Source organism: Microbacterium jejuense (assembly GCF_039544225.1).
In the GTDB taxonomy this organism is placed as follows: domain Bacteria; phylum Actinomycetota; class Actinomycetes; order Actinomycetales; family Microbacteriaceae; genus Microbacterium; species Microbacterium jejuense.
Genome location: NZ_BAABLG010000004.1, coordinates 386,450 through 398,451, shown reverse-complemented (window position 1 = coordinate 398,451; position 12,002 = coordinate 386,450). Strand labels below are relative to the sequence as shown.

Genomic DNA, 12,002 nt, shown 5'->3' with positions numbered 1-12,002 from the left:
CCCTGGAGAGCCCATGCCCGTGATCCACAACCCGATCCTGCGCGGATTCAACCCCGACCCCTCGATCCTGCGCGTCGGCGAGGACTACTACATCGCCACCAGCACGTTCGAGTTCCATCCGGCGGTGCGGCTGCACCACTCGCGCGACCTCGTCCACTGGAGGACGATCGGCCACGCCCTGGACGAGGGGTTCGACCTGCGCGGCATCCCGGACTCGGGCGGAGTGTGGGCGCCGAGCCTGTCGTACGCCGACGGCCGGTTCTGGCTCGCGTACTCGATCGTGCGCACGATGGACGGCGACGACAAAGACATCGACAACTACCTCGTCACCGCCGACGACATCGCCGGGCCGTGGAGCGAGCCCGTGCACCTGGGCTCGCGAGGGTTCGACTTCTCGTTCTTCCACGATCCCGACGGGACCCACTGGATCGTCGGCGTGCAGTGGGACCAGCGCCCCGAGCATCCCTCGTTCTCGGGCCTCGTCGTCGAGCAGTACCTGCCCGACGAGCGCCGCACGTCAGGTTCCGCCTCGGTCGTGTACCGGGAGGACGGTCTGGTCGAGGGACCGAACCTCTACCGCATCGGCGACTGGTACCACCTGCTGATCGCCGCGGGCGGCACCGGGTGGAACCACGGCATCACGATCGCGCGCTCGCGCAGCCTCCTCGGCCCGTACGAGCGCGATCCGCGTGAGGCCGTGCTGACGACGCGCGACGCGCCGGGGCATCCGCTGCAGAAGGCCGGGCACGGCGAGCTGGTGCAGACGCCCGAGGGGGAGTGGATGCTGGTGCACCTGGCCAGTCGTCCCACGCTGCACCTCGGCGAGCGGTACAGCACGCTGGGCCGTGAGACGTGCCTGCAGCGCGTCGTGTTCGACGACGACGGCCGGCTGCGACTCGCCGGCGGCGGGCATCACGCCTCGGTCGACGTCGCGCTCCCCGGCGACGCGGAGGAGGTGGATGCCGCACCCGCCACGCGCGGCTGGACCGACGGGTTCGACGCCGGCGCGCTCGACACACGACGGTGGTCGACGCTGCGGGCGACGCTGCCCGCCGTGGTGGCCGACTTCCGTGCGAGGCCCGGATGGCTGCGCCTGCGGGGCGGGCATTCGACGGCATCCGTCTTCGACCAGTCGATGATCCTCACGCGCGTCGAGGAGCATCGGGCGTCGTTCGAGGTCCTCCTGGACGCCTCGCCGCGGACGCCGCGTGAAGCCGCCGGTCCGATCGCCTGGTACGACCGATCGGGCTGGATCTGGCTGCAGGTGACGCACGACGACGAGAACGGCCGGCATGTGCGGGTCGTGCGTCGTGACGGTGGGACGACGACGAGGTCGGCGCCGGTCGCTGTGCCCGACGGGCCGCTGCGGCTGCGGCTCGATCTCGAGGGCCCCGAGCTGCGGTGCGGGTGGTCCGTCGCCGATGCGGAGGAGTGGATGCCGCTCCCCGGCGCGCAGCCGGCGTGGACGCTGTCGGACGACCACGGCCCGCGGCTGCGTTTCACCGGGCTCTTCTTCGGCGTGCGCGCCGACGACCTCGACGGCCGGGGCTGGACCGTCGACCTCGGTCGCGCCGACCTGCGGTTCCTTCCCGGCATCGGCTGAGATCGCCCCTTGACGTCGGGCGCGGCGGACGTCATCGTTAAGCGGCAAACGTTATCCACAAGGCAGGACCCCCATCCGCGGCCGGTGTCGACCGCGGCGACAGGAAGAGAGATCGATGAGGATCGAGTACCGACGAAGCCGCGCGCGGCGCCTGATCGGCGCCGTCACCGCGGCAGCCCTGGCGGTGGCCGGCGCGGTCACCGCCCTGCAGCCCGCGGGCGCCGAGGAGCCGGCTGCCGCGGCATCCCCTCCCGCCATCGTCCGCACGCTCAGCGACGCCGGCTTCGCGCACCCGGGGATCGGCTTCACCGCCGACCACCTCGAGAACATGCGCACACAGGTGCTCGCGGGAGTCGACCCGTGGGCGAGCTACTACGACGCGATGAGCCAGACGAAGTACGCGTCGCGCACCTTCTGGGCCGAGAACGCGCAGCCCGGCACCGACATCCCGAAGAACGACGCGTATGCGAGTGCCGGCATGCGCTCGAGCGCGCTGCGCGACAGCCTCGGCGCCATGGCGCAGGCGCTGGAGTACGTCGTCACGGGTGACGAGCAGTACCGCGCGAACACGCTGCACATCCTGCGCACGTGGAGCAGCCTCGACCCGGCCAAGTACGAGTACTTCGCCGACGCGCACATCCACACCGGCGTGCCGCTGTACTACATGCTGATCGCCGCCGAGGTGGTGCGCGGCACCGAACCCGCGAACCCGTCGCTCGACGGCTACGACCTGCGCTGGACCGCCCAGGACCAGCAGCGCATCGAGGACAACCTCGTGCGTCCGGTGCTGAGCACGTTCCTGTACTCGCAGAACCGGCTGTGGAACCAGCACCTCTACGGCGTGATCGGCATGGTGGCCGCCGCGATCTTCCTCGACGACGCCGACCTGTACGCGAAGTACGTCGAGTGGTTCACCGTCAACTCGGGGTACCAGAGCGAGCACGACCTGTACGGCGGCAACGTGAACGGCGCGCTCGAGTCGCTGTTCCGGCTCATCCCCGCCGATGCCGCCGGCAACGCCACGGGAGCACCGTTCGTGCAGCACATGGAGATGCTGCGCGACCAGGCGCACGGGCAGGGCGACGTCGACCTGCTCGTCGCGCTCGCACGCCTCGTCGACAACCAGGGCACGAAGGTCGACCCCGTCGCGGGCACCGTCTCGACGGCCGCCGACGCGGTGTCGCCGTACCGGTTCCTGGACGACCGGATCCTCGCCGGCGCCGACACGTTCGACGCCTTCATGATGGGCGAAGAGGTGCCTTACATCCCCGCGAACGAGGGCGGTGCGATCTCGCAGGCGTACCGTGGCCGGCTGCAGGATCCCCTCAGCGAGGCGTACCTGCAGTACCGCTACGTGGCCGGCGTCGACGTCGAGGCCGAGGCCCCGCACGTCGCCGAGCTCTACCAGCACCGCGACGGGCCGCTGTACTACTACGGGACCGGCATCCAGAACTTCTGGAACGACCGCGGCTCGGACTACACCGGCGCCGAGTACTGGGTGGCGTTCCCGAAGCAGCTCGCCGACGTCGAGGGGTCTGTCGCCCCGACCGCGCCGTCCGCGGAGCTGTCGGTCGGCACGTTCGGCACGGCGCTCGGTGCGGGCGCGCAGGCCGGGACCGACGCCGATGGCACCGCGTTCGTCCGGCTCGACGCGGCGGCGGCCGACGCGCAGCTCGCCGTGCGCCGCGTCATCTGGCCCGACCGCACCAAGACTGCGCTCGTGGGCGTCAAGGTGCGCAGCGACGGCGTGGCGCGGCTGCAGCTCGCCCGCACCTCGCAGGAGTCGCCGTTCGCCGAGATCGTCGTCCCCGACACCTCAGGCGAGTGGCGCTACGTCTGGCTGGACCTGAACGTCGACAAGACGCCCGGTGCTGTGGGCGACAACATCGTGTTCCTGAAGGCGACAGGCTCGAAGGCCGCTGTCGACGTCGCAGGCGTGCTGGCCCAGGCGAACGGCGTGCTCACCCCGCCGGTGTTCGCCGATGCCCCGGGCGTCGCCGTCATGGCCGTCGCCGGCGAGGCGTGGACGCGGAGCTTCGCGACCACCGACGCCGGTGGAGGACAGGCGCAGTTGGCGCTGCAGAACGCGCCCGCGGGCGCTGCGCTGTCGGGCGACACCGTCACCTGGACTCCGTCGCGCAACGGCAAGGCCGACGTGCTCGTCGTCGCCTCGGACGGCACGGCGGTGACGGCGCTGCCGGTCGCGATCACTGTCGCGCCCAACCGGGCCTCGGCCATCGGCAAGCTGATGGACGGCATCGAGGGCGGCAGTGAGCTCTACACGACGGCATCCTGGCTCAAGGTCGACGAGCTGCAGACGAAGGCGAAGCAGCTGCGCAAGACGGCGAGCACGCCCGACTTCGCGGACGCGCTCGCACGACTGGGCGACGCGATCGCCGACCTGCGGCTGCTCACCCCGAGGCTCGGCGACGGCACGCTGGACTACACCGGCATCGTGACCGCTCCGGCGCTCACGTCGTCGCAGCTGCGCGCCCTCGCCGACGGCGACAACCAGACCTCATGGGGCGACCAGCGCGTGACGGGCATCGTGTTCGACTTCGGCCCCGGCTTCCGGGTGACCTCGGACGCGTTCGGGTTCCAGGCGCGCGACACCTTCCCGAACCGGGCCGAGGGCACGAACGTGTACGGCTCCGACGACGGATCGACCTGGACGCTCCTCACCGAGCGCCCCAATGCGGGACAGGATGCCGCCGTCGAGTGGATCCCGGTGCGCGAGGACGTGCGCGACCAGCGCTACCGGTTCCTGAAGTTCCAGGTCGACGAGCCGGGCGTGCCGTCCGACCCGGCGTACCCGGGCATCTGGAGCATCGCCGACATCCGCATCGACGGCGTGCGCAGCGAGGCGACCGGCGCCATGGACACCGTCACGATGTCATCGCCCGACGGCGTGGCCGGTCGCGTCGTGGCCGGTGACCGCGTCGAACTGCACCTGACCGGTCCGGCCGGCAACACCGGCGTCACCGTCACGGTGCTCGGCGAGCCCGCGACCGTCACGTCGCCCGCTGGGGGCGAATGGGTGGCGTCGGCGGTCGTGCCGGCGTCGGCCCAGGCGGGAGCGGCGGTCACCTTCACGATCGGGTTCACCACCCCGGACGGCCGGGCGGCAGACCCCGTCGCCGCGACGACGGACGGCTCGAAGCTGTTCCTGTCGACCGAGGCCGGGCTGCTCGACGACGCGTTCCGCTCAGCGAAGGTGCTGCGCCCCGACGGCGCGGTCGACACCGCGTGGACGCAGAACGCGGCGAAGATGTTCGACGGCGACGCCGCCACGCACTCCGACACGCGCCTCAACGCCGGCACGTACGGCAACATGTGGGACTTCGGCGCGGGCGCGCAGGTGACGCTCACGGGTGCTGAGCTGCTCGTCCGTCAGGACGGATACGGCACGTCGCGCATCGCCGACATGCGCCTGGAGGGCTCGAACGATCTCCAGGGCTGGACGCGCCTGACCCCGGCCGTGCCCGGTAAGACGCTGGAGTGGCAGCGCTGGGGCGTGCAGGCCGGCACCGGCTACCGGTACATCCGCATCGCGAACGGCCAGATCCTGGGCGTCGCCGAGCTGCGGCTGTTCGGCAGCATCACGCCCGCGGGCTGAGCTCGCACACAGCGGAGGCGAGGGGCCGTGCGGCCCCTCGCCTCCGGGTGTCTCACGCGCCGGGCGCGCTCCAGCTCAGCGACTCGATGTAGCGCAGCAGCACGCCCTCGCGCAGGGCCCACGGCGAGACCTCGAGCTCGTCGACGTCGAGCGCCCGCATGGCCTCGTGCAGCACGACGGCGCCGGCGACGATCTGGAACGTCCGGTCGGGCGTGATGCCGGGCAGCTCCTGGCGGGCAGAGGCGGGGATGCGGGCCAGGCGCGGGATCCACGACCCGAGCGCGGCGCGGGGGAGCAGCATCCGCTCGATCCCCGACCAGCCGGGCACCGGGTAGCCGACGAGCTTCGCCAGAGACCGGATCGCCTTCGACGAGCCGACGACGTGATCGGGGCGCGCAAGAGAGCCGAAGGACTCGGCCACCGGTGCGAGGGTGGCGCGCGCGTGCTGCCGCAGCCGGTCGACAGCCTCTTCGCCGGGCGGGTCGTCGGGGAGGAACTGGATCGTCATGCGACCCGCTCCGAGGGGGACGGATGCCGCCGCCTCGGGCAGCTCGTCGGCCCCGGCTGCGAGCTCGAGCGAGCCGCCGCCGATGTCGAACAGCAGGATCTGCCCGGCCGCCCAGCCGAACCAGCGACGGACGGCGAGGAACGTGTAGCGGGCCTCGGTCTCGCCGCCGAGGACCTGCAGCGGCTGTCCGAGCGCCGCTTCGATGAGCGCGATCACCTCGGGTCCGTTGGTGGCCTCGCGCACGGCGCTCGTGGCGGTCGCGAGCAGTTCGTCGACATGCTCGGCGGCGGCGATCTTGCGTGCTTCGGTCATGGCGGCGACCAGCGCCGCGACGCCCTCGTCGGTGATCGAGCCGTCCGGCGCCAGGTAGCGCATGAGGCGCAGCACCGTGCGCTGGCTCGTGGTCGCGAGCGGACGGCCGCCGGGCCGTACATCGGCGACCAGCAGGTGGACGGTGTTCGATCCGATGTCGAGGACTCCCAAGCGCACGGAGAAAGAGTAGCGGTCGGTTGCCCGAGAGGGAGTCCGGCCGCTGTGACCGTTTCGGCTCAGGCGCTGCGTGCGCGGGCGTCAGCGCGCGGCGTAGAGAGTGCTCGGCCGACCGGCGGTGGCGTAGTCGAGCCGGCGCGCAGCGGCGCCGGTATGTGCGAGGTGCTCGAGGTAGCGGCGGCTCGTCACGCGCGAGATGCCGACGGTGAGGGCGATGTCGGATGCCGACGACCACGGTGCTCCCGCCAGCGCGACCCGTACGGCGTCGAGCGTCTCGACGCTGAGGCCCTTCGGGAGCACGGCGGTGGCGGGTGCACCGCCGATGAGGGAGTCGATGTCGTCCTGATCGAGGGCGGAGTCGACCGCCCGGGCGGCCGTCACCTCGCGCACCACATCGTCGACGCGGGCATAGAGGTCGCCCGCAGAGAACGGCTTCACGAGATAGTGGCGCACGCCTGCCAGTCGCGCGGCCCGCACGCTGTCGAAGTCGCGGGCCGCCGTCACGGCGATGAACTCCGGCTGCCGACCGCGCCCCGCGCGCACGGCGCGCAGCACATCGAGCCCCGAGCAGCCCGGGAGGTGCAGATCGAGCAGCACGAGATCGGGCTCGAGTTCTTGGACGGTGGCGATGGCCTCGGGGCCGGTGCCCGCCACCGCGACGACCTCGCACCCCTCGTAGGCGGCGACGAACCGCGTGTGCAGGCGAGCGACGGCGGGCTCGTCGTCGACGACGACCACCCGCAGGGGTGCGGTCACGCCGGCACCGCCGCGGGTGCGACCGGGGCGGGTGCCGCCTCGACGGGCAGCCGGACCAGGAACAGCGCGCCGCCGAGCGGGGAGTCCGCGACCTCCACCGCGCCGCGTCGGCGCCGGACGATGCGGCGCACCAGGGCGAGCCCGATGCCGCGGCGGTGCGGGCCGCGGGCGCCGGCGGGGGCCTTCGAGCTCACGCCCTCGACGAAGATCCCGGCGCGCTCGGTCTCGGGCACGCCGGGTCCGCTGTCGTCGACGGCCACCACGACGGCCTCTCCGTCGATGCGGGCCGACACCTCGATGCGGTCGCCCAGCCCGCACGCCTCGACCGCGTTGTCGACGAGGTTGCCGACGATCGTGACGAGGTCGTGGCCGAGGTCGTCGGCCAGGCGCGGGGCATCGGCGGCGGCGTCGCCGCGGTCCCGGCGCACGTCGAGCACGATGCCGAGCTCGCGCGCCTGCGCGGTCTTCACCGCGAGCAGCGCGGAGAGCTCGAACTGCCCGAGGATCGGACGCGTCTCGCCGCCGCCCATCGCGCCGCCCGGCGTCGAGCCGGCGATGAACTCGCGCGCGTCGTCGACGAGGCCGAGCTCGAGCAGCCCCGACAACACGTGCATCGTGTTGGCGAACTCGTGCGCCTGCGCGCGCAGCCCGTCGGTGAGCGACTGCGCGCCGTCCATCTCGCGCAGCGCCTGGTGCAGCTCGGTGTGGTCGCGCAGCAGGAGCGTCGCCGCGGTCGTCTCGCCGTCGACGACGGCGCCGGTGCTGCGCGCGATGAGCACGCGTTCACCGACGAGCACGAGCGCGCCGTCCGGTTCGCCGCGCCGCAGCACGTCCGCGACCGCCGGCTCCAGCGCCTCCACCGCAGCGCGTCCGACCAGGTCGTCGTCTCCGAGCAGACGTGCCGCGGCGTCGTTCGCCACCGTGATGACGCCGCTCGCGTCGACGGTGATGATGCCTTCGCCGATGCGGTGCAGCACGGTCTCGCGCTGCTCGACGAGCGACGCGATCTCGCCGGGCTCGAGTCGGAAGATCCGCTTGCGGATGACCGAGGTGACCCACGCCGCGCCGAACACGCCGATGACGGCGGAGGCGCCCATCGCGACGAGCAGCCACGGCACCTGCGAGAGGAACTGCTCGCTGATCTCGGATTCGAGGATGCCGACGGACACGGTTCCCATGACGTCGCCGTCGCCGGGGTCGAAGATCGGCACCTTGACCCGCCACGAGACGCCGAGCGTGCCCTCCTGCGTGCCGATGAACGTCTCGCCGGACAGCGGCACCGACGGATCCGTCGAGACCTGTTCGCCGATGCGCCCCGGATCGGGATGCGAGAAGCGGATGCCGTCAGCATCCGTCACGACCACGTAGGTGATGTCCGAGGCCTGGCGGATGAGCTCGGCGAGCGGCTGGATCACACGCGAAGGCTCCGGGTCGTCGAAGGCTTCGAGGATGACCTCCTGCCGGGCGACCGATTGCGCCACCGCGACCATGCGGTCCTGGTACGAGGTGCGGATCGCCCGCTCCTGCAGCGTCGCGGCGATCACGCCGGTGATGAGGGTCGCCAGGCACACGATCACGGCCTGCAGCAGCAGGAGCTGCACCTTGAGCGACATCGGCGTCACGCAGGCAAGTGTAAGTCGGCTGTCCGGTCGGGCGGCGGGCTGCGGCATCCCTCGCCCGCGACCAATAGTTACGGAAGCCGCGCATTAGTTACGCAACCCCGGACCCGACCGGGCGGGTGCCTAGCGTCGGGAGGCACACAGCACGGGGCGACGTCGCCCCGCACGCACTCGAGGAGGAGTGGAATGCGCAGATTCGCGATCCCCGCGATCATCGCCGCGAGCGCCCTGGCGCTCGCCGGCTGCACGTCGTCCGGTGCCGGCGGCGCTGCTGGCACCGGCAGCGACGCCGAGAAGGCGGCCGCCGTCGACGAGGTCGGGATCATGGTCCCGGCCGATCCGGGCGGCGGCTGGGACCAGACCGGCCGCGCCATGAGCGCCGTGCTCACCGGCGAGGACCTCGTCTCGGCCGCGCCCGTCACCAACGTCGGCGGCGCGGGCGGCACCGTCGGGCTGGCGTCGTTCGCGAACGAGAAGGACCCGTACTCGCTCATCGTCACCGGCCTCGTCATGGTCGGCGCGATCGAGACCAATGCCTCGGCCACCACCATCGACGACACGACGCCCATCGCGCGCCTCACCGAGGAGCCGCTCGTCGTCGTGGTGCCCGCGGACTCGCCGTACAAGAAGCTGGAAGACCTCGTCGACGCGATCGCCGAGGACGGGCAGTCCGTCGTCGTGACCGGCGGCTCGGCGGGAGGCGCCGACCACATCCTGGCGGGCCTGCTGCTCACCGAGGCCGGGCTCGACTCCGGCGAGATCATCGAGAAGCTCAACTACGTTCCCAACGCCGGCGGCGGCGAGGCCGTCACGATGCTGCTCGGCGGCAACGCCGACGCGGGCATCTCGGGCGTCGGCGAGTTCGCCGAGTTCATCGAGGACGGCTCGATGCGCGCCCTCGGAGTCAGCTCCGACGAGCCGGCGGCGCTGCTGCCGGACGCCCCCACGCTCGTCGACGAGGGCTATGACGTCGTGCTCACCAACTGGCGCGGCGTGCTCGCCCCCGGCGGGATCTCGGATGCCGAGGCCCAGGCGCTCGCCGACGTCGTGACCGACATGCACGACAGCGCGCAGTGGCAGAGCACCCTCGAAGACAACGGCTGGACCGACGCGTTCCTCGTCGGCGACGACTTCGACGCGTTCATCGTCGAGAACGTGACCGCGGTCGGTGACACGCTGCAGAGCATCGGCCTCGTGGAATGACGACGCCGGTCCCCGGCGGGCTCCCTTCCGGTTCGGAAGGGAGCCCGCCCCCGATCACCAAGCCCGCGCTCGCGGTGCCTGCGCCGCGGGCGGCGCGCCGCACCGGCGAGCTCGTCTTCGCACTGCTCGTCATCGGCCTCGGCGTCTTCGCGCTCGTCGGCGCGTTCCTGATCCGTCAGCCTGCCGGGGCGCGCGTGGGGCCGATGGTCTTCCCGATCTTCGTCTCGGTGATCCTGCTCGCGGCCGGCTTCGCGGTGCTGGTCGGCGTGCTGCGCGGACACCTCGGCACCCCCGAGGAATCCGAGGACACCGACCCGAACGCCAAGACGGACTGGCGCACGATCGCGATCATCCTCGCCCTGCTGATGGCGCATCTGCTGCTCCTTGAGTACATCGGCTGGGCGCTCGCCGCGACCCTGCTGTTCGGCGGCGTCGCGTGGGCACTGGGCAACCGGCGCTGGTGGCTCGGCTTCGTCGTCGGCCTCGTGATCGGCGTGCTGGTGCAGATCCTCTTCGGCGAGCTGCTCGGCCTCTCGCTGCCCCTCGGGCCCCTGCTCGGCTGGCTCGGCCCCCTCATCTGACGGACCACCCCATGGACAACATCTCACTCCTGCTCGAGGGGTTCGCGACGGCGTTCCAGCCGCAGTACCTCCTCTTCGCCTTCCTCGGCGTGCTCGTCGGCACCGCCGTCGGCGTGCTCCCCGGCATCGGCCCCGCCATGACGGTGGCGCTGCTGCTCCCGCTCACCTACACGCTCGACCCCACGGCCGCCCTCATCACGTTCGCCGGCATCTACTACGGCGGCATGTACGGAGGTTCGACGACCTCGATCCTGCTGAACACGCCGGGGGAGTCGGCATCGATCATCACCGCCATCGAAGGCAACAAGATGGCGCGGATGGGCAGGGCCGCCACGGCGCTGGCGACCGCCGCGATCGGCTCGTTCATCGCGGGCACGATCGCCACGATCGGCCTGACGCTGCTGGCGCCGGTGCTCGCGAAGTTCGCGGTCAGCCTCGGCCCCGCCGACTACGTGGCGCTCATCGTGGTGGCGTTCATCACCGTCGGCGCGCTGCTGGGCTCGTCGGTGTCGCGCGGCATGGCGTCGCTCGGTGTCGGCCTGTTCATCGGGCTCATCGGCACCGACCTGCTGTCGGGTCAGGCGCGCTACACGATGGGCCTGCTGCCGCTGGCCGACGGCATCGACGTGGTCCTGGTCGCGGTCGGCCTCTTCGCCGTCGGTGAGACGCTGTACGTCGCGGCCCGCCTGCGCCACGGCACGATCCCGGTCACGCCGGTCGGCGGGTCGTGGCGGCGTTCGATGAAGCGCGAGGACTGGAAGCGCTCATGGGCGCCGTGGCTGCGCGGCACCGTGATCGGCTTTCCGATCGGCACGATCCCCGCCGGCGGCGCCGACGTCGCGACGTTCCTGTCGTACGCCGCCGAGAAGAAGCTCTCGAAGCACAAGAAGGAGTTCGGCCACGGCGCCATCGAGGGAGTCGCCGGTCCCGAGTCCGCCAACAACGCGGCCGCGGCGGGCGTGCTCGTGCCGCTGCTGACGCTGGGCCTGCCGACGACGGCGACGGCCGCGATCATCCTGACGGCGTTCCAGTCGTACGGCATCCAGCCGGGGCCGCGCCTGTTCGAGAGCCAGCCGGCGCTGGTGTGGGCGCTCATCGCGAGCCTCTACATCGGCAACGTCATGCTGATCGTGCTGAACCTGCCGCTGGTCGGCATGTGGGCCAAGGTGCTGCGCATCCCGCGTCCGTACCTGTATGCGGGCATCATGACCTTCGCCGCGCTCGGCGCGTATGCGGTGAGCTTCCAGACGGTCGACGTGTTCATCCTGCTCGTGATCGGGGTGCTCGGATTCTTCATGCGCCGCTACGGCTACCCCGTCGCGCCGCTCGTGGTCGGAATGATCCTCGGTCCGATGGGAGAGGAGTACCTGCGCAAGGCGCTGCAGCAGAGCCAGGGCGATGTCGCATCGCTGTTCCTGCACCCGTTCGCCGCGGTCGCCTACAGCGTGCTGGCGGTGCTCATCGTCGGCGGGCTGTGGCTCAAGCGCCGTCGCAGCAGGTACGAGGCGGCCATGGAGCGGGCACTCACCTCCGAGATCGCTGTCGTCGCGGCGGCCGAGACCGCCGACCTCCTGCCGGGCCACGACGCCCAGCACGAGCTCGGCCGGCGCGACGGCCGCTGACGCGC

At 71.8% G+C, this 12,002-nt stretch carries 8 protein-coding genes; 5 read left to right on the top strand and 3 right to left on the bottom strand.

Annotation, left to right across the window (positions count from 1 at the left end; all coding sequences use genetic code 11):
- Positions 1–13: 13 nt before the first annotated feature.
- Entirely contained in the window at positions 14–1,603 is a 1,590-nt protein-coding gene (locus ABEA46_RS09350; RefSeq protein WP_345544166.1) for a glycoside hydrolase family 43 protein, read from the top strand.
- A gap of 115 nt (positions 1,604–1,718) precedes the next feature.
- A complete protein-coding gene (locus tag ABEA46_RS09345; RefSeq protein WP_345544165.1) occupies positions 1,719–5,219 on the top strand; it encodes an alginate lyase family protein in 3,501 nt (1,166 codons plus the stop codon).
- 52 nt (positions 5,220–5,271) lie between these two features.
- Here ABEA46_RS09345 and ABEA46_RS09340 read toward each other — a convergent pair whose 3' ends face one another.
- The 3 genes from ABEA46_RS09340 to ABEA46_RS09330 form a co-directional block, all read right to left on the bottom strand.
- On the bottom strand, positions 5,272–6,216 hold the full coding sequence (locus ABEA46_RS09340) for a Ppx/GppA phosphatase family protein (RefSeq protein ID WP_345544164.1): 945 nt from the start codon (positions 6,214–6,216) through the stop codon (positions 5,272–5,274).
- Between the two features lie 81 nt (positions 6,217–6,297).
- Positions 6,298–6,972 (bottom strand): response regulator, encoded by a 675-nt coding sequence (locus ABEA46_RS09335; RefSeq protein ID WP_345544163.1) that lies wholly within the window; start codon positions 6,970–6,972, stop codon positions 6,298–6,300.
- Entirely contained in the window at positions 6,969–8,585 is a 1,617-nt protein-coding gene (locus ABEA46_RS09330; RefSeq protein ID WP_345544248.1) for an ATP-binding protein, read from the bottom strand. Before ABEA46_RS09330 ends, ABEA46_RS09335 begins: the two co-directional genes overlap by 4 nt.
- A 192-nt stretch (positions 8,586–8,777) precedes the next feature.
- On the opposite strand from ABEA46_RS09330, the gene ABEA46_RS09325 reads away from it, so the two are divergent.
- The 3 genes from ABEA46_RS09325 to ABEA46_RS09315 are packed head-to-tail and all read left to right on the top strand — an operon-like array spanning position 8,778 to position 11,997.
- On the top strand, positions 8,778–9,794 hold the full coding sequence (locus ABEA46_RS09325; protein ID WP_345544162.1) for a Bug family tripartite tricarboxylate transporter substrate binding protein: 1,017 nt from the start codon (positions 8,778–8,780) through the stop codon (positions 9,792–9,794).
- On the top strand, positions 9,791–10,375 hold the full coding sequence (locus ABEA46_RS09320; protein WP_345544161.1) for a tripartite tricarboxylate transporter TctB family protein: 585 nt from the start codon (positions 9,791–9,793) through the stop codon (positions 10,373–10,375). The genes ABEA46_RS09325 and ABEA46_RS09320 overlap by 4 nt, the downstream gene beginning before the upstream one ends.
- 11 nt (positions 10,376–10,386) lie before the next feature.
- Positions 10,387–11,997 carry a tripartite tricarboxylate transporter permease gene (locus ABEA46_RS09315; RefSeq protein ID WP_345544160.1) on the top strand — a complete coding sequence of 537 codons (1,611 nt, stop codon included), beginning with the start codon at positions 10,387–10,389 and terminating at the stop codon, positions 11,995–11,997.
- Positions 11,998–12,002: the final 5 nt, after the last annotated feature.